The sequence below is a fragment of the Haloplanus salinarum genome, from assembly GCF_024498175.1.
Lineage (GTDB): Archaea > Halobacteriota > Halobacteria > Halobacteriales > Haloferacaceae > Haloplanus > Haloplanus salinarum.
The window spans coordinates 716,040-737,871 of the sequence record NZ_CP101823.1 but is presented as its reverse complement, the minus strand read 5'-3'; the positions used below and the strand labels follow the sequence as shown (position 1 = coordinate 737,871).

General features: G+C 64.8%; 25 protein-coding genes and 1 pseudogene. 17 read left to right on the top strand and 9 right to left on the bottom strand.

Features of this window, described 5'->3' with window-relative positions; all coding sequences use genetic code 11:
• Nucleotides 1-145: 145 nt before the first annotated feature.
• The 4 genes and pseudogenes from NO364_RS03905 to NO364_RS03890 form a co-directional block, all read left to right on the top strand.
• A pseudogene (locus tag NO364_RS03905) lies at nt 146-1,524 on the top strand (transposase); the annotation flags it as partial.
• A 38-nt stretch (nt 1,525-1,562) separates the two neighbouring features.
• Nucleotides 1,563-1,946, top strand: a complete 384-nt coding sequence (locus NO364_RS03900; RefSeq protein WP_257628576.1) for a cytochrome c maturation protein CcmE domain-containing protein — start codon at nt 1,563-1,565, stop codon at nt 1,944-1,946.
• Nucleotides 1,943-2,704, top strand: a complete 762-nt coding sequence (gene ccmA / locus NO364_RS03895; RefSeq protein ID WP_257628575.1) for a heme ABC exporter ATP-binding protein CcmA — start codon at nt 1,943-1,945, stop codon at nt 2,702-2,704. The genes NO364_RS03900 and ccmA overlap by 4 nt, the downstream gene beginning before the upstream one ends.
• On the top strand, nt 2,701-3,375 hold the full coding sequence (locus NO364_RS03890; RefSeq protein WP_114450606.1) for a heme exporter protein CcmB: 675 nt from the start codon (nt 2,701-2,703) through the stop codon (nt 3,373-3,375). Before ccmA ends, NO364_RS03890 begins: the two co-directional genes overlap by 4 nt.
• 126 nt (nt 3,376-3,501) lie before the next feature.
• On the opposite strand, the gene ccsA (NO364_RS03885) is transcribed toward NO364_RS03890, so the two are convergent.
• The 3 genes from ccsA (NO364_RS03885) to NO364_RS03875 form a co-directional block, all read right to left on the bottom strand.
• Nucleotides 3,502-4,155, bottom strand: coding sequence for a cytochrome c biogenesis protein CcsA (gene ccsA, locus NO364_RS03885; RefSeq protein ID WP_257628574.1), 654 nt, complete (start codon nt 4,153-4,155; stop codon nt 3,502-3,504).
• A 119-nt stretch (nt 4,156-4,274) separates the two neighbouring features.
• Complete coding sequence (locus tag NO364_RS03880; protein ID WP_257628573.1) at nt 4,275-4,955, bottom strand: cytochrome c biogenesis CcdA family protein; 681 nt, start codon at nt 4,953-4,955, stop codon at nt 4,275-4,277.
• A 25-nt stretch (nt 4,956-4,980) separates the two neighbouring features.
• Nucleotides 4,981-6,465 (bottom strand): c-type cytochrome, encoded by a 1,485-nt coding sequence (locus NO364_RS03875; protein WP_257628572.1) that lies wholly within the window; start codon nt 6,463-6,465, stop codon nt 4,981-4,983.
• A 323-nt stretch (nt 6,466-6,788) separates the two neighbouring features.
• Between NO364_RS03875 and NO364_RS03870 the strand changes: the two genes are divergently transcribed.
• The 6 genes from NO364_RS03870 to NO364_RS03845 all read left to right on the top strand — a co-directional run bounded on the left by NO364_RS03870 (nt 6,789) and on the right by NO364_RS03845 (nt 13,008).
• Nucleotides 6,789-7,271, top strand: coding sequence for a thioredoxin family protein (locus tag NO364_RS03870; RefSeq protein WP_257628571.1), 483 nt, complete (start codon nt 6,789-6,791; stop codon nt 7,269-7,271).
• Nucleotides 7,268-9,667 carry a cytochrome c biogenesis protein CcsA gene (gene ccsA / locus NO364_RS03865; protein ID WP_257628570.1) on the top strand — a complete coding sequence of 800 codons (2,400 nt, stop codon included), beginning with the start codon at nt 7,268-7,270 and terminating at the stop codon, nt 9,665-9,667. Before NO364_RS03870 ends, ccsA (NO364_RS03865) begins: the two co-directional genes overlap by 4 nt.
• Nucleotides 9,667-10,914: a carboxypeptidase-like regulatory domain-containing protein gene (locus NO364_RS03860; protein ID WP_257628569.1), complete on the top strand. Its 1,248-nt coding sequence runs from the start codon at nt 9,667-9,669 to the stop codon at nt 10,912-10,914. Before ccsA (NO364_RS03865) ends, NO364_RS03860 begins: the two co-directional genes overlap by 1 nt.
• A gap of 384 nt (nt 10,915-11,298) precedes the next feature.
• On the top strand, nt 11,299-11,652 hold the full coding sequence (locus tag NO364_RS03855; protein WP_257628568.1) for a hypothetical protein: 354 nt from the start codon (nt 11,299-11,301) through the stop codon (nt 11,650-11,652).
• A 199-nt stretch (nt 11,653-11,851) separates the two neighbouring features.
• Nucleotides 11,852-12,463 (top strand): DsbA family protein, encoded by a 612-nt coding sequence (locus tag NO364_RS03850; RefSeq protein WP_257628567.1) that lies wholly within the window; start codon nt 11,852-11,854, stop codon nt 12,461-12,463.
• Nucleotides 12,460-13,008 (top strand): hypothetical protein, encoded by a 549-nt coding sequence (locus tag NO364_RS03845; protein ID WP_257628566.1) that lies wholly within the window; start codon nt 12,460-12,462, stop codon nt 13,006-13,008. The genes NO364_RS03850 and NO364_RS03845 overlap by 4 nt, the downstream gene beginning before the upstream one ends.
• Nucleotides 13,009-13,216: 208 nt before the next feature.
• Here NO364_RS03845 and NO364_RS03840 read toward each other — a convergent pair whose 3' ends face one another.
• Entirely contained in the window at nt 13,217-13,681 is a 465-nt protein-coding gene (locus NO364_RS03840; protein ID WP_257628565.1) for a hypothetical protein, read from the bottom strand.
• A 142-nt stretch (nt 13,682-13,823) separates the two neighbouring features.
• On the opposite strand from NO364_RS03840, the gene NO364_RS03835 reads away from it, so the two are divergent.
• Both NO364_RS03835 and NO364_RS03830 read left to right on the top strand, forming a co-directional pair.
• The gene (locus tag NO364_RS03835; RefSeq protein WP_257628564.1) at nt 13,824-14,156 is read left to right on the top strand and encodes a winged helix-turn-helix domain-containing protein; all 333 of its coding nucleotides are present in this window, start codon (nt 13,824-13,826) and stop codon (nt 14,154-14,156) included.
• On the top strand, nt 14,153-14,431 hold the full coding sequence (locus tag NO364_RS03830) for a DUF7521 family protein (RefSeq protein WP_257628563.1): 279 nt from the start codon (nt 14,153-14,155) through the stop codon (nt 14,429-14,431). The genes NO364_RS03835 and NO364_RS03830 overlap by 4 nt, the downstream gene beginning before the upstream one ends.
• On the opposite strand, the gene NO364_RS03825 is transcribed toward NO364_RS03830, so the two are convergent.
• Nucleotides 14,399-14,878, bottom strand: a complete 480-nt coding sequence (locus NO364_RS03825) for a P-loop NTPase family protein (protein WP_257628562.1) — start codon at nt 14,876-14,878, stop codon at nt 14,399-14,401. The two genes, NO364_RS03830 and NO364_RS03825, sit on opposite strands and share 33 nt — an antisense overlap.
• A 179-nt stretch (nt 14,879-15,057) precedes the next feature.
• On the opposite strand from NO364_RS03825, the gene NO364_RS03820 reads away from it, so the two are divergent.
• The 5 genes from NO364_RS03820 (at nt 15,058) to NO364_RS03800 (ending at nt 19,448) form a co-directional block, all read left to right on the top strand.
• The gene (locus tag NO364_RS03820) at nt 15,058-15,207 is read left to right on the top strand and encodes a hypothetical protein (protein WP_257628561.1); all 150 of its coding nucleotides are present in this window, start codon (nt 15,058-15,060) and stop codon (nt 15,205-15,207) included.
• Between the two features lie 24 nt (nt 15,208-15,231).
• Nucleotides 15,232-16,908, top strand: coding sequence for a transposase (locus NO364_RS03815; RefSeq protein ID WP_420191776.1), 1,677 nt, complete (start codon nt 15,232-15,234; stop codon nt 16,906-16,908).
• A gap of 287 nt (nt 16,909-17,195) precedes the next feature.
• Complete coding sequence (locus NO364_RS03810; protein ID WP_257628560.1) at nt 17,196-17,885, top strand: SOS response-associated peptidase; 690 nt, start codon at nt 17,196-17,198, stop codon at nt 17,883-17,885.
• 175 nt (nt 17,886-18,060) lie between these two features.
• Nucleotides 18,061-18,438 (top strand): DUF5805 domain-containing protein, encoded by a 378-nt coding sequence (locus tag NO364_RS03805; RefSeq protein WP_257628559.1) that lies wholly within the window; start codon nt 18,061-18,063, stop codon nt 18,436-18,438.
• Nucleotides 18,439-18,476: 38 nt separating this feature from the next.
• Nucleotides 18,477-19,448: a tyrosine-type recombinase/integrase gene (locus NO364_RS03800; protein WP_157691071.1), complete on the top strand. Its 972-nt coding sequence runs from the start codon at nt 18,477-18,479 to the stop codon at nt 19,446-19,448.
• Nucleotides 19,449-19,514: 66 nt separating this feature from the next.
• Here the strand turns inward: NO364_RS03800 and NO364_RS03795 are convergent, their stop codons facing one another.
• The 4 genes from NO364_RS03795 to NO364_RS03780 all read right to left on the bottom strand — a co-directional run bounded on the left by NO364_RS03795 (nt 19,515) and on the right by NO364_RS03780 (nt 21,831).
• The gene (locus tag NO364_RS03795; protein ID WP_157688557.1) at nt 19,515-19,940 is read right to left on the bottom strand and encodes a DUF8009 family protein; all 426 of its coding nucleotides are present in this window, start codon (nt 19,938-19,940) and stop codon (nt 19,515-19,517) included.
• Nucleotides 19,941-19,978: 38 nt separating this feature from the next.
• On the bottom strand, nt 19,979-20,095 hold the full coding sequence (locus tag NO364_RS03790) for a rubrerythrin-like domain-containing protein (protein WP_157688558.1): 117 nt from the start codon (nt 20,093-20,095) through the stop codon (nt 19,979-19,981).
• 67 nt (nt 20,096-20,162) lie between these two features.
• Nucleotides 20,163-21,392 (bottom strand): ATP-binding response regulator, encoded by a 1,230-nt coding sequence (locus NO364_RS03785; protein ID WP_257628558.1) that lies wholly within the window; start codon nt 21,390-21,392, stop codon nt 20,163-20,165.
• 1 nt (nt 21,393) lies between these two features.
• Complete coding sequence (locus NO364_RS03780; RefSeq protein ID WP_157688560.1) at nt 21,394-21,831, bottom strand: response regulator; 438 nt, start codon at nt 21,829-21,831, stop codon at nt 21,394-21,396.
• Between the last annotated feature and the right edge of the window lies 1 nt (nt 21,832).

The following is a 21,832-nucleotide window of genomic DNA, read 5'->3' as shown; positions in this document are numbered from 1 at the left end:
CGATTCGCCGAACGACTGCCGGGCCTGTCGTGCGGCAGGAATGGTCTAGAGGGTGGCTGGGCGCTCTATCTGTACGGGGATGAGTATCTCACCTGTATTGAGCAGTTGAACGAATACTTGAACATCCCGGGTTCAGCATTCCTCTGTGGCCCCAACCCGTGAGTCTCGTCGCACTGTCTTCTGCCGGATCGTCCAGCTATCCTACGTTGACTGGCCAACGTACGAGTCGAGCCCGCTGTTCGATCGGACGTCACTCCCCGGAGTAGAATCGGATATTCGTCTCGTTGCGGAAACCTGGTTCCAGCATGACGATCACGAGACCGTCGAACCATTCGTCCAAGCATTACCGCTCGCATACGTCCAGTTCGATCCCCACGACCGATACGCAGGCTCAACGAGCTACGAGATGGAGACACTGTTTCGCCTGTTCCTGCTGAAAGAATGCCATGGCTGGGGCCACGAGACCGCCCTCATCGAATACCTCACCCAGCACCCTGGTCTCTGCGACCGACTTGGCCTAGAGTCTGTACCGGATCAGTCAACATTGTGGCGCAGCTGGCACAAACGGTTCACTGCTGAACTCCAAAATACCGCCGAGACAGCAGCGCGAATCCTCCTCATTAAAGCGCAAAATGTGGGCGTCTCAGTCCCGCGTGGGCCAGACCGACAGAGCCGTAGACACGGTGACGAGCATACGGAATCGAACCCCGATGACCAGACCGTATTAGAGCAGGCCGAGACCATCACTGAGAATGTTAACCGTGTTGCGGTCCCAGCGTTCTCACTGGACGTGGCGAGGGCTGTGAAATCCACGAAAACGCCTACTGGGACCTTCAGACGTATCTGGGGCTTCGAGAAAGCTTAGCCGTCAATGAGGGCGCTCGGAGCTTCGTCCACGAGTCTAATCGGGAGCTGACGCCGCTCGGTCACGCCCACCGCGAGCACATTCGTGACCTCTCCATCGAACAGATTCGGGAAATGTACCGGCAAGCTGTTGGCCGCCTGCTGGACCGGGTAGCAGACACAGTGGAGTTCTTCCGGGCTGGTATCATCGCTATCGATATTACGGAGTCAGACCCGTTTACTGATAATCGAATCGGCCACGAAGACGAGATTATCGGGACGAAGGTGCAATTGGACGAGTACGCCTACCAGTGGGCGACGGTCCAGCTGGTCGGAAATGCTGTTCCAATCGTGTTAGACACGCGGCCGGTACGCAAAGGCGATACGCGCAAGGAGATTGTCGAGGACCTCTTGGACTCGGCAGAGGCGGCTGTTCATGTCGATAACGTCTTGATGGATCGGGAGTTCGATAGCCAGCACATCCTTGAGATGCTCAGCCAGCGCGGGCTGTACTACGTCGTCCCGAAGCGGATGCAGGCGAGTGAGAAAGCGCAAGCGAAACGGCTCCTCAAGAAGGGAACGGACCGCTACGAGACTGATCGAAAACCGCATCTCGACGACAATGAGTGGCTGGTGGATGATCGTGGACGGGGCACGCACGGCTCTCACCGGCGGCAGTCGGAAACCATCCGACACAATCAAGAGCGCCGGCATATGATATGAGCGTAGTGCGACGGAAGAACAAACTTCTCGTCACGACGGTGGCAATCCTCGTGCTCCTGGGTGTGCTGGGCGCGACGAGCATGAACGCCTCCGCCGCGTTCGTGAGTCCGACACAGCTCTCCGAGGACGAGTACGAGGGCGAGTGGGTGAACCTCGAAGGATCGGTGCAGAACCTCGAGACGGGGGGCCGGACGGCGACGTTCGAGGTGACCGACGGCAACCACTCGATGACCGTCGTCTACGAGGGGACGCTCCCGGACACGATGGCCGAGGGCCGGATCGTCGTCGCGAAAGGGCAGGTCGAGGGTGACAGACTCGTCGCCAAACAGCTCTCGGTCCGTGCCCACGAGGGCTCCGAGCGTCCGGACGACACTCGATGACGGCAGACGCCCGATCGGATCCCACGGCGCCGTCGGCGGTACGAACCGACGACGTTACGAAGGTGTACGGTCGGGTCACGGCCGTTGATGGCGTCTCGTTCGCCGTCGAACCGGGCGAGACGGTCGGCCTGTTCGGCCCGAACGGGGCCGGCAAGTCGACCCTCCTGCGTATGCTCGCTGGGCTCGCCCGCCCCTCGAGCGGAACCATCACCCTCGGCGGCGCGGAACTCGTGCCCGGTGACCACGGCGTCCACCGGACGGTCGGCATCGTGACCCACGAGTCGATGCTGTACGACGACCTCAGCGCGCGCGAGAACCTCCGATTTCACGCCGATCTCCACGGAGTCGATGACCCCGCGGCGCGCTGCGAGGCGGTACTCGACGCCGTGAACCTGGGCGGACGGACGAGTCAGTACCCCGGGGCGTTCTCACACGGTCTCCGCAAACGGCTGTCGCTTGCCCGGGCGCTCCTTCACCGTCCCGACGTGCTCTTGCTCGACGAACCGTACGCCGGCCTCGACCAGCGGTCCGTGGCCGACCTCGCGACGATCCTGGACGGGTTCGACGACCGGACCGTCCTCCTGACGACTCACGACCTCGACCGGGGAGTCGGTCGGTGTGATCGGGCACTCGTCGTCGACCGCGGCCGGCTACGGGCGGATGTCGACCTCGGCGAAACGTCGGCAGCGGCGTTCGAAACGACGTACCGCCGGACGATCGGCGTCGACAACGGATCGAACGAGGGCCTCGACCGGTGAGGTCGTTTCTCGCCGCAGTCTTCCGAATCGTCCGGAAGGATCTCCGCATCGAGAGCCGCTCCCGACGCGTCACGACGACGATGGCGATGTTCGCCCTACTGATCGTCCTCGCCTTCGCGTTCAGCTTCGTCAAAACGTTCCGGAATCCGGCGGTACTCGGCCGGGGCGCCCTCTGGATCGCGTTCGTCTTCGGCGGGACACTCGGCGTGACGAAGACGGCTACCGTCGAGGACGACGACGCCGCCCTCGACGGCATCCTGCTTGCACCAGTGGACCGATCCGCCATCTATCTGGGCAAAGTGACGAGCACGTCGCTGTTCGTCTTCACCGTGAACGTGCTGACACTCGGGGCGACGGCGGTGTTGCTCGGCTACGCCCCGACGCTCCGAACGGCGCTCGCCCTGCTCGGCGTCCTCGCCGTCGCGGCAGTCGGATTCGCTGCCGTCGGCGTCGTCGTCGCGACGCTCACCTTCCGCGCCGGCCTCGACGAGCTCGCCTTGCCGCTGTTGCTCGTTCCGCTCGTCGTCCCCGTGTTGCTCGCGGGCGTCGAACTGACGGCGGCGCTCACGGCGGGCGCTCCGACCGGGTCGTGGCTCCGTCTGCTCGTCATATACACCGCGGTCCTGTTACTTGCGGGCCTCGCCACGTTCGATTTCGTCGTCGAGGAGTAGCCGGCCTAGCGAAGGTCGTTCAGTCGTCGCTCGACGCGGCTCAGCTTGCGCTGGAGATACGCCGCGTACCCGAAGAACGCGACGAACAACGCCGTGTAGCCGAACAGGAGCAGTGGTTCCATACGATCACCTCCTTCCACCGGTGTGTCCGCGGAGACGGTCTTCGACTTCGTGCACCTGGATCCGGACGCCGAGAAGGTAGACGTACAGGAACGTTGCCGCGACGACGGTCACGAGCAGCGTCGTCGGGTCAATGTTCGCACTGACCTCCGGATTCCCGATGGTCGTCTCGTGGAAAGTGGGCGTCCACAGCCGCGTCGAGGCGTAGGAGATAGGCACCGTGACGAAGCCGACGACGCCGTACACCGCGGTGTAGCGGTCACCCGTGTTCGGGTCCGTCGCCGACGACACCACGAGATAGCCCGCGTAGATGAACCACACGATCAGGAAGGTGACGAGACGAACGTCCGTCCACTCCCACCACGAGTTCCAGATGACTTTGCCCCACGCGCTCCCTAGCAGGAGCGTCAGCGTCGCGAAGAGGAAGCCGAGCTCCCCAGCGCTGTGGGCGAGGCGGCTCCAGAAGTGCCCCCGATAGCGCAGGAAGAGTACACTCCCGACGAACGTCGTGCCGAGCGCCGCCGAGGCGACCCACGCGAGAGCGATGTGCCAGTAGGCGAGCAGGTTGCCACCGTGTTCGATGCCGTACATCGTCTTCGATGCGTAGCCAAACACTAGGACGAACGAGAGCGTGCCGAACAGCAACGTCCCCCACTTCACGGCGCGGCTCCGCGTGACACGGTGGAGTATCCCAGTGATTCGGCCGACGATCCGCGCGGCACTGAAGCGATTCGACCGTGATCGGTTCCGTTCGTTTCGTTGATCTGTAGGCATGGCTATTAGAGCATGTCCGTGAGCGACGCGAGCGCGAGTTTGTCGATATCGAAGAGAACGGCCAGTCCGAGCAGGACGAACGCGTACCCGGTGGCGGTTCGGAAGCCCTCCCCGGGCTCCCAGTCGAGCAGTCGCCGCCCGCCCGACCGGCCGGCGTAGGCGACCCCGAGTAGCGGTAGCGAGAAGCCGACGCCGTAAGTGAACAGCAGGCCGGCGCCGCCGACGATGCCCGCGGTCGAGCCGACGTACGCGAGGACGCCGCCGAGGACAGGACCGACACAGGGCAGCCAGATGACGCCAAGCAACAGGCCGACCACGAAGGCGTTCGCGAGCGGGTGGCGGTCCTCGTCGACCCGTCCAGTCAGGGCCGTCGCCCGCCCGGCGAGCCGCGAGGCGTACCGGCTGTACGCCGCGTTCACGTCGTCGTCCGCGAGTACGACCCCGAACGCGAGCATGAGGACGGCGAAGGGGGCGCGGATCGTCGCCGGCGTTATCGACCCGACCGACCCCGTCACCACGCCCAGCGCGGTGAAGGTCATCGTACTGCCCGCGACGATGAGGACCGGGCGGAGACGGTGCCCGTTCGCGCCGACGACGAGGACGGGGATCATCGGTAGACAGCACGGTGTCAGTATCGTCAGGACGCCAGCGAAAAAGACCGCGACCGTGGAGGGTGTTTCGAGCATTTAGTCCGTAGTTCGGTGCGGCACGTCAGCTGGCCGCGTGCGACTCCTCGTCCGCTATCGCCGACGTGACCGCAGCCTGCGGCGTGATCGCCGACTGGTTCGAGGCCGTCGTATTCGTCGTCGTCGCGTTCGTCGCCGTCGCGTTTGTCGCCGTCTCGTTCCCGACGTTCTCGTACGTCCGGATCCAGGTGGTCTGCCACGAGCCGTCGACCGACTCGTTGCGGAGCGGTTGGTCGTACCGACTCGTGTCCTCCGGGATCATGTCCTCGGTGAGCTCCGAGTCGTCGATGGGGATACCGGCCAGCATCAGCTTCTTTGTCATCGGATTCATGTCGTAGCCGTGACGTTGCTGGACGCGGTCGTAGTAGATCCCCTCGTCGGGGGCACCCGACACGGCCCAGTCTTTGGGCTGGCGCGGCAGATGCGGCCGCTTGTGGGCGTTCATGTACCCGGCGACGTCCTGGACGTCCTCCCAGTTGGAGAACGTATGACCCGCGCCGTAGGGCATCGCCTCGCGAATGAACGCGGCTGATGTGTACATCCGACCCATGCCGGCGCCGTCGTTGTACGAGCCCTCACCCCACAGCGGCGGGTACTGCCCTTCGATACCCTGTCCGTCCGCCCCGTGGCAGGACGCACAGTTCTCGAGGTAGAGCTCCGCCCCACGGACGGGATTGACCTCGGGTACCGGCACCTTCTCGTCGCCCTCCGGCTTCTCCAGATGCCGCCAGTAGGGGACGCGACTGCTGGGGGTTCCCTTGTTCAGCCAGACCATGTACGACTCCATCGCCTGGATCTCGCGGCTGTCGTAGGCGGGCATACCCTCCGCGGAGCCGGGCGAGTTCATGCTCCGGAGGAAGCAACCCATGATCCGCTGGCGCATGTCGCGCATGCGCTCGGTGCGGCCCGTCCACTCGGGGTAGCCTGCGGCGGTGCCGACCAGCGGAATTAGGTTGATGTCCTGCCCGACCATACCCGTCGTCGTCGGCAGGTCACCGCCGCCGTGACAGTTCGCACACGACAGGTCGTTGCCGACGTGTTCGGGCATCTCCTCCGAGGTGTTGGCGAACAGGCTACGCCCCTCCCGGACGAGTTCGGCCCGCTTTTCGTTTTCGGGCAACGTCGAGTTGTTCATCTTCTTGGGCTGGAACTTGATCTCCTCGCCTGCGTTCGGGTCCCTGTAGGCGAACTCTTGGTCGCGCAGGTCCTCGCTGTACCACTTCTGCCCGCTGAACGTCGCCGGAAGCGCTCGAACGCTACCGGTGTTGGCGGCACCACCGCCACCGTCGCCCCCGCCGCTGGCGTTGCTCGCAGCCGCCGCCGGCTGACCGCCGGTTTGGGCTGCCGGCGCCCCCGGGCCGATCGCACCGACACCGAGGTACGCGAGAACGCCGTTGAGAGCGAACACCAGAACGACGGCAGCGACCACGATCCCGACGACGCCCAGCGCGGGCTTGAGCAGGAGCGTCGAATCTCCCCCACTCGGGCGATTTGAGTCTTCCCGACTCATGCGTGTTCCGTCAACCGATCCAATGTACCTATCATATCTGTATTCCGCTCGTGTGCAGTAAGTCGCCATATCTACACACACCACATAAAGCTTTCTCCGTTTTTCTCGGCGAGATTTAATCCTATAAATACTCTTGGTGTCTTTTCTTGCTGCGAAAAACGGAGTCGATTTGGTCGCGGACGATCCGCGGGCAGTCGAAACTGGAGATCGACGATTTCCGGGTGTATCGGGCATCTAGACGGCCCTCGGCACAGTTCGAGTTTTTCAGATCGAGGGACGAGACAGTAGGTTTTACTAGGGGAAGCCGTTACTGCCGGTCACCAATGAAGCCTCGAAAGGCGATGACGCTCGCCTTCTTCGTGGTCTTGCTCAGTATTGGGTATTTTTCGATGCATGCAGCACCTACGCTGAGCGACGAGAACTACTCGTATCACGGGGACACGCGCTGGCAGACGAACGTGACGGCCGCGGAGGAGACTGCGGCAGCCGAGGGGAAACCCATCGTCGTCTACTTCTGGACGACGTGGTGTACCTACTGTGAGGACTACAACCGGGAGGCGTACGCCGATCCGGCGGTGCAGTCGAAACTCGACGACTTCGTCAAGGTGGCGGTGAACTTGGACGACGACGGTGGCGAGTCGGCCCGGATGCAACAGGAGTACAACGTCAACTACCCGCCCCAGCACGTCATCATCACGCCCGACGGCGAGGTGCTGGTCCGGGTCAACGGCTACGCCGGGACCGACGACTTCCTCTCCTACCTCGACGCGGCCGAGCAACGCTACGCCTCGGGTGGGTCGGCATGAACGTCGGAACGGTCCTGCTCGGACTGGCCTTCGGTGCGGCGCTGTCGGGAGTCGGTATTCTGGGCCGTGCCTACGTCGCCGACGACGACGCGTACGTCGCACACGTCCCGAAACTCACCGCGGCCGCCGCGGTGTTGCTCGTCTCGGCGTTGCTGCATCTCACCTACCAGTTCGTCACCACCGACTACTCGAACGCCTACGTCTGGGAGAACACCGCATCCTACCTGCCGCTTCTCTACCGGGTAACGGGCGTCTACGCCGCCAACGAGGGATCGGTGTTGCTGTGGGCGGCTATCGTCTCAATCGTGGCGATGATCGCAGGGACGGTTCGCGGCATCTCCGACCAACACGCGAAACTGGTCCACGGTCTCACCCTCGGCCTCGTCGCGTACTTCACTGGCATGCTGCTGGCGCAGAGCCCGTTCGCGTCGATTCGGACGGCGTTCCCCGGCGCCCCGCCGGGCTTCGTGCCGACGTCGGGGCAGGGGTTGAACGCCCTCCTGGTCGATCCCTACATGGCCATCCATCCGCCGGTGATGTTCATATCCTACGCGCTACTGGCGATGCCGTTCGCCATCGGGTCGGCGCATTTCGTCTCGCTGTTCCGCGGGAACGGCGGCGTCTTTCCGACGTGGCACGGGAGCGTCACGCGCTGGCTCCGCCTGAGCTGGCTGTTCCTGACCGCCGCCGTCGCGCTCGGCGGCCTCTGGTCGTACACGGTCCTCGGGTGGGGCGGCATCTGGGCGTGGGACCCCGTGGAGACGGCGATTCTCATCCCGTGGCTCTTCCTGACCGCGACGCTCCACGCCGTCACTGCCTACGAACCGACCGGTCGCTATCGCGTCCTCGCTCCGGCGATGACCGCGACGGTGTTCGCGCTCGTGGTGTACACCACGTCGGTCGTCCGAAGCGGCGTCTTCCGAAGCGTCCACTCGTTCGCCGACGGCGGCATCGGTGCAGCCTTCCTCGTTCTCATGGGTCTGACCGCCGCGCTCGGCGTCGTCCTCCCGGTCACCTACTGGCTCCTCGAAACGGACGACGGGGACGGAGATGGTGGCGACGACCGGTGGCTCCGCCGCGCGAATCTCGTTCACCTCGCCGTCCTCGGCTTCGGCCTCTTGACGTTCGTCTCGCTCTGGGGGCTCTCCTTCCCGCTCTTGCGAAACGCGATCACCGGACTTGAAGTCTCGGTCGAGGCGCGCTACTACAACCTCTGGAGCTACCCGCTCGTCCTCGGACTCCTCCTGCTCCTCGGGTTCTACATGGATTACGATGCCGACGGACGCACGCGGGCGCTCGCTGGACTCGGCGTCTTCACCGCCGCGACTATCGTCGGCGCGTTCGTCTTCCCATCCGAGACGTGGCAACTGGCGTCGACGCGACCGAACGACGCCCTCGTCTACGAACTCGTCGGATCGGCGAGCGCCGCGTCGGTGTTGCCACCGGTCGCCTACGCCATCCTCGGGACGGTGAAACGGACCGGCGGCCGTATCCGGGCGGCGGCGTCCCGCGACGCGAAACTGAAGCAGACGGGGATCACCCTCATCCACGTCGGCGCGGCGCTTCTCGTCCTCTCCTTGCCGTTCATGTACGTGCTGGCCGGTCAGGCGTCCGTGATGGCGACCGGCGTCGGGGACGGATCGATGGACACCACCCGGCAGGCGGTTCCCGGCTCCGACTACTCGGTGCGGGTCCTCGGTCACTCCCGAACCGAGTTCCCGCAGGATCCGGCGGTCGGGACGTACGCGCTCTCGACCGATCAGGTGGTGCGGCGCGGCTCCTCGTTGAACGGCTCCGTTCAGACGGTCCACGGGACGGTGACAGACATCCGCGAAGGGCCGCGGGCGACGGTCGTCCAACTCGACGGATCGAGCGTCTGGGTCGGCCTCGCCGGCAACGGGACGGCGACCACGGCGACGACCGGCGAGCGCATCGTCGCTCGAGGACGCCTGATGTGGAACTTCGTGCCGAGCGCGGACGCCGTCGTCCTCGCGAGGGCGGAGACGGTCGGGCCGACGGCCGACCCACCGGAGAATGTCGTCCCGACTCGTGTCGTCGCGGAGGGCGTCTCGCTCGCGGTGTACGAGGGGAACCAACTCCGTGCGTCCGGAATTGCCGGGCAGCGGCGCTACCCCGAACAGGGCGGGATGCAGGTCAGGGATGTCGTCATCGACCGCGGCCTCGTCACCGATACGTACGTCATCGCGGGCGTCAGTGACGGCACCGCCTCGATTACGGTTAAGCAGGTGCCGTTCGTCACGCTGATGCGGGTCGCCATCGTCGCGCTGCTTCTCGGGATGAGCCTCGTCGCCCTCTTCGACCCGCGCCACGGCGCGGTGACCGACACGGCGATTCGGGAGCCGGCCCACGAGACGAATCCGGAGGTTGCGGACTGATGAACCGTCTCCTCGCGCTCGTCGTCGTGCTGGCCTGCGTCGCCGCCGTCCCGGTCGCCACGGCACAGTCGACGGTGTCCGTCTCCGGGACCGTCACCGTCGACGGCGGTAGCGCCGACGGGGCACAGGTGACCGTCGTCCCCGTCACCGCGAACCAGCAACGCGCCGGCACACCCGCACGGACGACGGTACGGGGCTCGTCGTTCTCGGTCGACGTCGACGAGGCGTCGGCGTACGCCGTCCGGGTTGCGTACGGCAACACGACCCACTACGAGGTGCTTCGGAACACGACGAGCGCGTCGATCAGCCTCTCGGGAGCGATCGACGGGCGCGTCACGAACGCGTCGGGAACGCCGCTGTCCGGCGTCCCCATCCAAGTTATCGACGATCGAGGGTTCGTCGTGACGGAAACCGAAACCGACGGCAACGGCCGGTTCACCGTCGCCCCGGTCGAATCGACGGAGACCTATCGCGTCCGGGCGACCGTCGACGGCGTCGGCTACCGGACGACGGTGGAAGCGTCCGGAAACGGGACCGCCGCCCTCGTGGCACGCCCGCCGACCACGGACGAATCGGTTCTTCGGGTCGCCAACGACAGCCAGACGCCGTACGTGTTGCAGGTCGTGCCGCCGGCGAACGAGACGACCGTGCCGAGCGTGATCGGGACGATCACCCTCCGGAACCCGACCGACCGGCCGTTCGTGGGGCTGGTCGAACTCCCCGTGCCGGCAAACGCCACGCCGTACGCGGCGATGGCAGGGGGACAAGCGGCCGAGTACCGGCGGACCGACGCCGGCGTCAGGATCAACGTCTCCGTTCCCGCGAACGGCACCACACGGGTCGGGGTCGCCGCCGACCTCGACGGCACGCGGATCGAGACGGCGCCGCTTCGGGACACGCGGTCGCTCGCCATCGTCATGCAGGGGTACGACCCGAACGCGGTCGACCGCTCCGAGAACCTCCGCCTCGGTGAGGCGCCGATCCCACTACTCACCTCCGACGGGGCGATCGAGGCGGGTGAGACGGTTCGGTTCGACCTCGACGGCGCACGCACGCAGAACGCGACGGGCGCGAGTGCGTCCAGCGGGAGCGAGTCGGTCGCGGGCACGGGCGACGCCGTGGCGGAGACGGAGCCCTCCGCCGGTGCCTCCATCCCGCCGTTCCCAGGGCTGTCGATCCTCGGCGCCGTCGCCGGGATGGTGGTTGTCGGACTCCTCGGCCCGCGCCTGCTCTCCCGCGGCGACTAGACGCGTCGCTTACGAGTTTCGAGCGTCGGTCGGACGGCTCGGCTAGTCCAGCCGTTCGGCGGCGTCCCGATCGAGTAGCTGCTCGGCGTTCGGCGTCGGGAACGTCACCACGTCCCCGCTGGCGAGTTCGTACTCTCGTTCGTCAACGCCAAATATCTCGCCGACGTCGCGGGTGATCCGAAGGGTGGTCCGCTCGGTATCGGTCTCAGCGCTACGGTCTGGCGCCGGTTCGGACGCCGCGGCGGTGTCCTCGTCAGGCGTCGGCGACTCGTCGGCTGGGGGCTGGCGGCTGCTCGCCGCCTTCGGATCCGCCCATCGCCTCCGCGAGTAAGTCGTCGGAGTCGGGCGCTGGCCCGGCGACGACGAGGTCGGGTCGGGGGCCGCGTGCTCGGACGGGTCGGGTGCCGGAGCGTCGCTCGATTCGGGACCGACTGCCTCGGTCGGGTCGGGAGCAGCCATGCCTGCTGGATCGGTGTCGTCCCCGCCGCCGTCATCCTCGGCGTCCACACCCGCGAGAAGCCCCTCGCCGCCGCCGACCTCGACGACCTCGCGGCGCGGACGGCAGGCTACTCCGGCGCCGACCTCACGGCCGTCTGCCGGGAGGTTGCCATGTTCGTGGTGCGGGCAGTGGCCGACGCCTACCCCGGTCCCGAGGCGAACGAGCACACCGACGAGGTGTCGCTCTCGCCCGCCTACTTCGAGGCGGCACTGGAGACGGTCGAGCCGTCGCTCGGATAGCGTTCGGACGCCGCGTTTTCGGACTCGGCATATCGCCGAACGTCATTTACTGTCCGTCCGCCGCGTATACCGTATGGACCGACCGGACTCGCTTGTGACACGTCGTGCGGTACTGGGCGGTATCGGGACGACGCTTGCCGGTGGTGGCGTGGTCTACGGAGCTTCTCACCTTGATGCCGGGTCGACGACGTTGACGACCGTGCCGTTTCACGGGAGTTCGCAGTCGACGGACTTCGGCATCGACCTGACGGGCCATCCGATCATGGGGACGCCGGACGCGCCGCTCGACCTGTACTACTGGAGCGATTACCAGTGTCCGTTCTGTCGACGGTTCGAGCGGGAGACGCTCCCGGAACTCGTCGAGAACCACGTCCGAACGGGCACCGTTCGTATCGTATTCATCGAATACCCCTATCTCAGCGAGGCGTCGATGACGGCGGCCGTGATGGATCGATGCGTCTGGCGGCAGGTGCGCGATGAGGAGCCGTCTCGGTACTGGCCGTGGCACTCGGCGGTGTTCGAAGCACAGGGCGAGAAAGGATCGGGATGGGCGTCTAGGTCGAACCTCCTCGGGATAACGAGGCGAGTCGACGGCGTCGACGCGGCGGCCGTCGACACCTGTATGCGGCAACGGGGACGCGAAATCGAGTCGTCGATTCGCGCCGACGTCGCGCAGGCGGCCGCGTTCGACATCCGTGGCTCGCCGGTATTCATCCTCTTCGACACCGCGAGCGAAGCGGCGGGGAAACTCGTCGGCGCCCAGCCGTACGACCGCTTCGAAACCGCCATCTCGAGGATACAGAACGCATGAGCGGGTCTGCACTCGGTGCCCACGTCTCGCGGCTACTCGCGGCGTTCGGCTACCCGTTCACCACCGTCCGCCGAACGCTCGCGACGGTCGGCTTCGCCGTCACGACGTACTGCGTGCTGGTGTTGAGTGCGTTCCCGACGTACTCGATGCAGATGCTCGGGGCGGGTCCCGGCTACGCCGACGACGCGCTCCTCGCGCTCACCGCGAACACGTACCGGACGGTCGGGGGGACCGGCCTCGGCCTGATCGTCGTCTACGCGGTTGCGACCGGCGTCGCCCTCACGACCACCGTCGCACGGGTTCGCGACGCCGGTCCCACCGGCGCCCGAAGTCTGTGGAGCGTCCTGCCTGGCCTCGTCGCGTCGGGCTGTGCGAGCTGTGGGGCGGGCGTGCTCGGGCTACTCGGGTTCGTCGGGGCACTCGCCGCAATGCCGTTCGACGGGAATCTGCTCCGTCTCGGCGGTCTCGTCCTCCTCGTCGGCTATCTCTCGCGGACCGGGCATCCCCGTCGATGCGAGCTCGCGCCGACGGGCGAGGAGGCGTAACCGATCCGCCTCGATCCTCACGGGGACGCGACCCGGTCCGGTACCGGGTCGACAGCCACATCACACCGGGTGTCGGCCGAGACGGGGGTCCGAACGGGACCGGCGCCGGGCGCCGCCGATGCCGAGGAGTAGCCGGTGGGGGCTCGCCCCCGCCCCGGCTGGCATCCGAGTCCGTCGACACGTAGGAGACGTGCCGGCTGTGCGCGGGTCACCCGAATCGCGACCCCGGCCGGCTCCCGGCACAGTCGTCACACCCGCGGCGAGAACGGGCGTAGAGCAACCAGCAAAAGAGGACGACGCTCACGGCGCCCAGCAGCGGCCGAAGTGGGTCGAAATACGTTATCAGCGTGGAGCTACTGAACAGTGCGAGCAACGCGGCGTTACAGATCGGACAGCCGAACGCGAGGAATCCGACGGCAGCGCTCGCCGTCGCCGCTCCATTGTCGTTCACCCCGTCGGGAGTCCGCTGTAGCGTGTAGCCGCCGAGGAATCCGGCGATGAGGACGAAAAAGAGGTAGTCAAGTGGCGTCCGTGGGATCTGCCGGATGTAGATCGGATTCGGGAGTAGCCCCGTCACGGCGCCGAAGAGGACGAACGACCCGGCGCCGACGAGCGAGGCGGTCGCGAGACAGCGTCGTGCGGAGAACACGCCGATCGATCTGTCTTCGATCATCAAAATGACGGTGACGGTTTACACGATTGTGCAAACGACGCACAGCTATCTACGCCGGGAGGCTCCCGGCACGACAGGTCGAACCGTCGCTACTTTGACAGTCGCACTCGTGAATGGATGTATGGGACGTGGCGAGATCGACGTGACAATCTTTCAAGTCCTCGCGGACGAGTACTCACGACGGATCCTCCTCGTGGCCGACCAGGAGCCACGGACGGCGAAAGATCTCAGTGACATCTGTGATGCCTCGCTCACGACGATCTATCGTCGGGTGTCGACGCTGCAGGAGTACGACCTCATCCGAGAGCACTCGACCGTCGGTGCCGACGGCAAGCACCGAAGCCAGTTCGAAACGACGCTCGAAGAACTCCACGTCGCGGTGTCCGACGGCGAACTCTCGCTGTCGGTGGAGACACGGGACGAACTGGCGGACAACTTCACCTCGCTGTGGACGAACATGCGAGAGGAGCGATGATCGCTCCCCCGGTGCTGATCGTCAAGCTGATCACCCTCGTTTTGAGTCTGGTCGTCGCCTATCTCGCGTATCACGGCTATCGGCGAAACGAAAGTGCGCCGATGCTCTACGTCGCGGTGGGCTTCGTGTTCATCGGCGTAGGGACGATATGTGAGGGGCTCATCTACCGCCTGTTCGGAACCTCCCTCCAGTCGGCCGCGATCATGCAGGCGCTCATCGTTTCGAGCGGCCTGCTGTTCATTCTAGCGTCCTTGACCCGCCGTCCCACCCGATAGGCGTTTCCCAGTCGCCACGTCCTCGGGGAACGGACGAACCGGCTGGAGTGCGAGTGATTCGTCCCCGGCGGTTGGGTCCGGACGGACGAACGGCTCGATACCGCAGTCCACCGGATCGCCGAGGGGGAACTCGGCGTCCGCGCGCTGGATCCCTTGGCGTCGAGACTGGCCGAGGTAGTCATACTCAGTCGTCCAGTCAATATTCGACAGCGACAGCCCTTCATCCCCGACGCGAGAGATGATGGCCACCTTGTTCTTGCGAATCGTCTCGATACGCTCGTCCGGCGGCGTCTCCCCGTTCACAAACGGAACACTCAACTCATCCGCTAACTTCTCGCCATCTTCGAGGGAATCACAGTAGATGAGCCCCTGACCCGGCTTGTTCGCCGCGAACTCCTTGATGTCCTCCTTTCGCTGTCGGTTCGTCGTATACAGATAGACCCACACCTCCGGGTAGTCAACGACACCGTGAGCAGCAAGATCCTGCCAGTCGACCCCAACCGGAACACCAGTGAGTGAAAAATATACTCCTCACGACCGTCTTCACGGTACGGGCTGGCCGACAACCCCAAGCGGTACGTCGCATCGATAATCGCAAGCCTGCTGAAGGTGTCTGACGTGACGATATGAGCCTCGCAGACGATCATTTCTGGCGCTTCTACGCTATCCTGAAAGAAATCCTCAACGACGAACTACGTGATACAGAATCAACGATTGTGAATATCGAGAGAGAATCGATCGATCAGTATGGCTCCTCGAGAGAGCGGCGTTTTTGAGCGAGTCGTGTTCAGCGTCTCGTAGTGATCCCAACTCGTGAGTCTCGCAGAACCGTCTTTCGACGGATCGCCGACCAACCACACGCTGATTGGCCAGTGTACGATTCGACACCGCTGTACGAGCGAAGCTCGCTAGACGGGCTGGAATCGGATATCAGAGTTGTCTCGCAGACCTGGTTCAGACACGACCGCCACGAGTCGGTCGAGAACTTCATCTGCGCACTTCCGCTGGCGTATTTCGAATTCGACGCGCATGATCGATACGCAGGGTCAACTCGCTACGAGATGGATACTCTCTTTCGCGTCTTTATCTTGAAAGAGCTCCACGGGTGGCCCCACGAAACAGCGCTGGTCGAGTATCTCGGGTGTCGCCCGGCGCTCTGCGAGCAGTTGGGCTTAGAAAGTGTCCCGAACCAGTCGACGCTGTGGCGAAGTTGGCACAAACGATTCCCCGCCGAACTTCGCAGTACAGTCGAGACAGCCGCCCGGACGATTCTGATCAAAGCCCAGAACGCGGATGTTGCAGTCCCGCGGAAACCAGAGCGACACCTACCATCTCATGGTGACGAGGAGGACGAATCGGACCCAGACGATCAAGCTGTCCTCAACGAAGCAGCAACAATTACGGAGCACGTCAGTCGCGTTGTCTTCCCGGCATTCTCACTGGATCGAGGTGAGGGCTGTGAGATTCACGAGAACGCTTACTGGGACTTACAGACGTATCTCGGACTTCGTGAGCGCCTCGCGGCCAACGAGGGCGCTCGGAGCTTCACCTACGAGTCGACTCGTGAGCGGACACCGTTAGGTCACTCCCATCGAGAACACATTCGTGACCTCTCAATCGCGAAGATCCGCGAGATGTACCGACAGGCCGTCAACAGGCTCCTGGGCGAAGTCGCGGAGACTGAGGAGTTCTTCCGAGCCGGAATCATCGCCATCGATATCACCGAAGCAGACCCCTTCACTGGTGATAGAACGGGCCACGAAGACGAAATCATCGGCACGAAGGAGAAAACTGACGAGTACGCCTACCAGTGGGCCACCGTCCAGTTAGTAGGGAATGCCGTGCCGATTGTGCTAGACGCACGGCCAGTTCGGAAGGGAGAGTCCCGCTTAGAAATCGTCGAGGACCTCTTGGATTCTGCCGAGGAGATGGTTCACGTCGATAACGTACTGATGGATCGGGAGTTCGACAGTCAGCACGTCTTGGAGATGCTCAGCCTACGTGGGCTCTCATACGTCGTCCCGAAACGAATGCAAACCAGTGAGAAAGCCCAGGCCAACCGGTTGCTCCAACGAGATCGGGATCGATACGAGACCGACCGGAAGCTCCACCTCGGGAAGAACGAATGGCACGAGACGACGCTGATCTACCGCCGGAAAGAGAACACTGAGCACGAGGATCACCGGCAGTACTCGGTGTTTATGACGAATCGCAGTAGTGGGTTCCTTACCGAGTACGGCTATCGCTGGGAGATCGAAAGTGGCTACAAATCGATCAAGCGGTTCATGGCCGCAACGACGTCGAAAGACTTCGGTCTCCGGTTCTTTTACTTCGCGTTCGCGTGTCTGCTGTACTCGATCTGGCGAGCGGTGGACCTGCTTGTGCAGGTCGAATTGACTGGTGAATACGAACACTCGCCAATTGTGACGGCCGACAACACGCTGACGCTGTTGAAGAAGGAAACCGGAATCGGATAGTGACGGGACTCTCCCCGTGGTAGCGCGGCGTCTGAGTGGCAACGCTACCGGAAGTCGCCGAAATTCGCGTATACGGTTGTCAGTTCAACAAGCATGGCCGTTTGGAGAGCAATCTGAGTTAGTTTCGGTTCACTGAATCGGCCGATACTACGCATCACAGCCCCGCTAAACCCGCTGTGGTCTCAACTTCCATGGCACCATCATTCTGTATAGCGTGATATGGTTTATCATCTGGGGAGACGTCCGCGGTCGGACGGTTTATACGAACCGCGACCCGATCGGAGGACATGTGTGGGCGGTACACCCTGTTCACGCCGGCGGAAGAACTGGCGGACAGGTTCGACGTGGACGTGGAGTGGGAGCCGCGGTACAACTGCGCTCCGGGGCAGGCCTTGCCGGTCGTGACGTCCGGGGCCGATCGGATGCGGACCCAACAGTGGGGGCTGATCCCCTCGTGGGCCGACGAGGCCTCGACGGATCTGATCAACGCGCGCGCGGAAACCATAACCCGGAAGCCGAGTTTCGCGGACGCGTTCGAACGGCGTCGGTGTCTGGTTCCGGCCGACGGGTTCTACGAGTGGGTGGATCGCTCGGCGGGCAAGCGCCCGTATCGCGTCGCCTTCGAGGACGACCGGCCGTTCGCGATGGCTGGAATCTGGTCACGCTGGGAGCCGCCGTCCCGGCAGACCGGCCTCGGCGAGTTCCGCACGGGCGACGTCTCGGCCGATCCGGACCCGGTGGAGTCCTTCGCCGTCGTAACGACTGAGCCGAACGAACTCGTGAGCGACCTCCACCACCGCATGGCGGTGATCCTGGATCGGGAGGCCGAGTCGACGTGGCTCCACGGATCCGTCGAGGAGGCGGCGGCGCTCCTCGAGCCGTGCCCGGCCGCGGAGATGGAGACCCACCCCGTCTCCCAGCGCGTGAACGATCCGCGGAACGACGCGCCGGACCTGATCGAACCGGCCGAGGCGTAGGGAGACCGAGAAATATTGTATTTGTGAATTTGGTACTATACTCGCGGGAATATTGGACCTAGTATCACAAATAACCTAGTTTCCCCGGCGTAAGATAGGTCCCACAGAACCAAATAAAGGCCCTTATCTCGGTGAGTGGGACCACTTTGAAGTCCCCGGCCATACAGGGGGTGGTATGGGCAACACTGACAGCGTCGCGGTGAAGACGTACGTGCCTCCCTACCAGAAGGATCGCTGGCGCGAACACGCCGACCGGCTGGGGATGAGTCAGAGCGAGTTCGTCCGGACGATGGTCCAAGCCGGACGCCGGGACTTCGAGGTGCCCGACCTGACCGAACGCGAGGAAGCCGGTGAAGGTGGGAGTTCGGGGCTCGAACCCCTGGTGAAAGACGCCCTCGACGGGGAGGACGGCCGTTCGTGGGACGAGCTCCTGGGCGCGGTCACCGAAGACATCGAGGACCGCCTCGAAGAGACGCTCTCGGACCTGCAGGAGCGAAACGCGATCCAGTACAGCGGACGGGCGGGTGGCTACCGTCTGGTGGAGGACCCGTGAGCGACGGCGAGGATCCCGTCGGGTACTTCCTACAGGACATGACCTACCACGGGAAGACCGACCGCACGCGTGCGGCCTACGAACGCGTCCTGCGGGACTTCGAGACGTTCCTCGCCGACGAGCGCGGCGTTGGGCCCGCCGCGGCCGAACATCGGGACTGTATGGCGTGGATTCACCGGTTGCGCGGCACCGTCGCGGGGAGTACCGTCGCGACCTACGCGGCCTACCTCCACCGCTTTTATGCTTACATGACGCAGGTAGGGACCTTCGACGACAACCCGATGACCCTCGTCGTCGAGGAGATGGACGAGCGGATCAACACCGACCCGACGCGCCGCGAGATCTCCGTCCCCGAGATGCGGACCTTCCTCGCCGACATCGCCCACCCGCTCGACCGCGCGCTCGTGGTGACGATGCTCAAAACCGGCGTCCGTGTCGGCGAACTCTGTAACCTGGACCTGCGGGATCTCTCGATCCCGGAGACCCGCGAGACACTCGACGTCTCCGTCCGTCCACAACTCGACGGGCGGGGCGACGCGCTGTTCGTCGCCGCCGACCGCTCCGTGGGCGACGTCACCGAGGGCGAACGCCGGACGGCGGCCAACAAACGCAAGCGTGCGACGGTGATCCCCGTCGACGACGAACTCCGCCGGACGCTCGTTCGCTGGCTGGCCGTCCGTCCCGATCCCGTCTCCCGGGCTGACCCCCTGTTCGTGGGCACCGGCGACAGCTGGGGGCGCCGGGTGACCCCACACGTCGTCCACCACGTCGTCGAGACCCACGCGAGCGAACACGGCTGGCACCGCGACGGCGGCGGCGCCGAGGAGAACGTCACCCCTCACTACTTCCGGCACTTCTTCACCACCCACCTCCGGGACCGCACCGGTGACCGGGGCATCGTCAAGTACCTCCGCGGGGACGTCGCCAGCGACGTCATCGACACCTACACCCACGACTGGGGGGACCGCGTCCGTCGGACGTACGAAGGGAACATCTACGAGTTGACGTGACCTGCCCGGAGCGGAGGGTCGATAAATCCCATGTCGCTATACTAAATCCGTACCGCGGCTCACCGCTCAGCCCAGATACGCGACGTCGACGCGATGGGGGCCCTCGTCGGTTGGCAAATCGACGGCGTCGACGAGGGCGTCCCGAACGTCGTCTCGCCACGCCGCGACGGCCGCGGTGTGTCGGTCGTGGTGGCGTTCGGTGGTGTACCGGCCCGCCTCGCGGAGGCGGTCCGCCGTCTCGTCCGGGTGGGGGTAGGCCGGCGGGTCGTCGACGAACGTCGACGGATCGAGGTGGAGAGCCCCGGTATCGTCGGCAGCGCCGGGCCGATGGATGCGGGCGCGCATGCGCCCGGAGAAAGGTGGGGTAACCCGGAGGACGGTGTGGCGGTCGCTTCGCCAGTTGGTTTCGAGGGCCGCCACTACGTCCTCGACGGTCACCGCGAGCACCGTGATGGCCGTCGGATCGGCGGCGGCCGCGTCGTCGTCCGCCATCGGCCGTCCGTAGGGACCGCCGGAGGAAAACGTCTCGGCTACTGTACCGGTGTGCGGCGCAACGTGCCGCCACAGTCGGGACACGTCGCTCGGTAGGAGATGGGGCTCACGCGTTCGTTACACGACTCACACTCGAACGGCGACCCTTCCGTCATCACGAGACCGTACGAGATTGTCCATGTTAAACCTTACCACGAACTGTGAGCGGAGCGACATCGACGGCTACCCGTCGAGTCCCATGCCGGTGATCTCGAAGCGGGCGCCGCCGTCGGCGCTCTCGGTCACGTCGACCGTCCACCCGTGGGCCTCGGCGATCTCGCGGACGATATCGAGGCCGAAGCCGGTCCCGTCCACACTCGTCGAGTAGCCCGCCTCGAAGACGTCGTCGTGGTCGTCCTCGTGGATCCCGGGACCGTCGTCGGCGACGTAGAGACCGTCCCCGACTCGCCCGACCGTGATCGTCACCCCGTCGGCCTCCGATCGGGTGTCCGTCGAACCGTGTTCCACGCTGTCGCCGGACTCCGTCCGGTTGCTCGTGGAACCGTGTTCGACGCTGTCGCCGGACTCCGTCCGGTTGCTCGTGGAACCGTGTTCGACGCTGTCGCCGGACTCCGTCCGGTTGCCCGTCGAACCGTGTTCGACGCTGTTCCGAAACAGGTTCTCGAACAGCTGCGCTAGTCGCGCGGGGTCGGCCTCGACGGTCCCCGAGACGTCCACGCGAAGTTGGCTCGCCGGCGCCGGGACGTTCTCCCAGGCCGATCGAACGGACGTGTCGAGGGCCACCGTCTCCAGTTCGTCGACCGACCGGCCGTCGCGGGCGAGCGCCAGCAGGTCGTCGACGAGTTCCTCCATCCGATCGAGCGCGTCGACCGCCTCCTCGACGTGTTCGGTCGAGACGTCGGTCCCCTCGCGCAGTCCCATCTCGTGGGAGAGCCGTCCCTTCGCGACGTTCAGCGGGTTCCGGAGGTCGTGGGAGACGATGCTGGCGAAGCGTTCGAGGCGCTCGTTCTGTCGTTTCAGCAGGCGCTCCTGTCGGTGGCGCTCCATCGCGTAGCGGATGGCCCGTTCGAGCAGGGCGCCGTCGAGGTTGTCCTTGAGGAGGTAATCCTGCGCCCCGGCCTCGATGGCCCGGAGCGCCGTCTCGTCGTCGGAGAGGCCGGTCAACACCACGACCGGCACCGACTGGAGTTCCTCGGCCTCGATACGGTCTTTGAGTCGTTCTAGCGTCTCGATGCCTTGGCTGTCGGCGAGGCCGAGATCCAGCAAGACGAGGTCGAACGCCGACTCGGCCAGCCGATCGACGGCCGCGGGGAGGCTGTCGACGTGTGTCAGGTTCGGCGGGTCGAAGACGCTGCTGGTGTCGACCCGGAGGTGGTGGCGGATCAGCCGTGCGTCGCCCTCGTTGTCCTCGACGAGGAGGACGTCCAACCCGTTCGCCGGCTCGCTCGACATCTCACTCGGGCGGAAGTTTGACCACCTGCAGCCAGAACTCCTCGAGGGTGCCGACGACGTCGATAAAGCCGTCGAAGTCGACGGGTTTGGTCAGGTAGGCGTTCGCGTGGTGTTCGTAGGATTTGATCACGTCCTCCTCGGCCTCCGAACTCGTCAGGACGACCACCGGAATGCGCCGGAGGTCCTCGCTCTTTTTCACCTCCGCGAGCACCTCTCTCCCGTCCTTCCGGGGCATGTTCAAATCGAGCAAGACGAGATCCGGCCGTGGCGTGTCGGTGTACGGCTCCTCGCCCCGGAGGAACTGCATCGTCTCGACGCCGTCGGTGACGACGTGGAGATTGTTCGCCAGTCGACCCTTCTCCAGGGCCTTCCGCGTCAGCTTGACGTCGCCGGGGTTGTCCTCCGCCAGGAGGATTTCCACGGGCTCGCGTTCCGACATG

Coding starts and splice junctions, on each gene's coding strand:
- NO364_RS03900 (WP_257628576.1), top strand. CDS start 1,563: ATGAGCGTAGTGCGACGGAAGAACAAACTTCTCGTCACGACGGTGGCA.
- ccmA (WP_257628575.1), top strand. CDS start 1,943: ATGACGGCAGACGCCCGATCGGATCCCACGGCGCCGTCGGCGGTACGA.
- NO364_RS03880 (WP_257628573.1), bottom strand. CDS start 4,955: ATGCTCGAAACACCCTCCACGGTCGCGGTCTTTTTCGCTGGCGTCCTG.
- NO364_RS03875 (WP_257628572.1), bottom strand. CDS start 6,465: ATGAGTCGGGAAGACTCAAATCGCCCGAGTGGGGGAGATTCGACGCTC.
- NO364_RS03870 (WP_257628571.1), top strand. CDS start 6,789: ATGAAGCCTCGAAAGGCGATGACGCTCGCCTTCTTCGTGGTCTTGCTC.
- ccsA (WP_257628570.1), top strand. CDS start 7,268: ATGAACGTCGGAACGGTCCTGCTCGGACTGGCCTTCGGTGCGGCGCTG.
- NO364_RS03860 (WP_257628569.1), top strand. CDS start 9,667: ATGAACCGTCTCCTCGCGCTCGTCGTCGTGCTGGCCTGCGTCGCCGCC.
- NO364_RS03845 (WP_257628566.1), top strand. CDS start 12,460: ATGAGCGGGTCTGCACTCGGTGCCCACGTCTCGCGGCTACTCGCGGCG.
- NO364_RS03840 (WP_257628565.1), bottom strand. CDS start 13,681: ATGATCGAAGACAGATCGATCGGCGTGTTCTCCGCACGACGCTGTCTC.
- NO364_RS03830 (WP_257628563.1), top strand. CDS start 14,153: ATGATCGCTCCCCCGGTGCTGATCGTCAAGCTGATCACCCTCGTTTTG.
- NO364_RS03820 (WP_257628561.1), top strand. CDS start 15,058: ATGAGCCTCGCAGACGATCATTTCTGGCGCTTCTACGCTATCCTGAAA.
- NO364_RS03810 (WP_257628560.1), top strand. CDS start 17,196: ATGTGTGGGCGGTACACCCTGTTCACGCCGGCGGAAGAACTGGCGGAC.
- NO364_RS03805 (WP_257628559.1), top strand. CDS start 18,061: ATGGGCAACACTGACAGCGTCGCGGTGAAGACGTACGTGCCTCCCTAC.
- NO364_RS03800 (WP_157691071.1), top strand. CDS start 18,477: ATGACCTACCACGGGAAGACCGACCGCACGCGTGCGGCCTACGAACGC.
- NO364_RS03795 (WP_157688557.1), bottom strand. CDS start 19,940: ATGGCGGACGACGACGCGGCCGCCGCCGATCCGACGGCCATCACGGTG.
- NO364_RS03790 (WP_157688558.1), bottom strand. CDS start 20,095: ATGACGGAAGGGTCGCCGTTCGAGTGTGAGTCGTGTAACGAACGCGTG.
- NO364_RS03785 (WP_257628558.1), bottom strand. CDS start 21,392: ATGTCGAGCGAGCCGGCGAACGGGTTGGACGTCCTCCTCGTCGAGGAC.
- NO364_RS03780 (WP_157688560.1), bottom strand. CDS start 21,831: ATGTCGGAACGCGAGCCCGTGGAAATCCTCCTGGCGGAGGACAACCCC.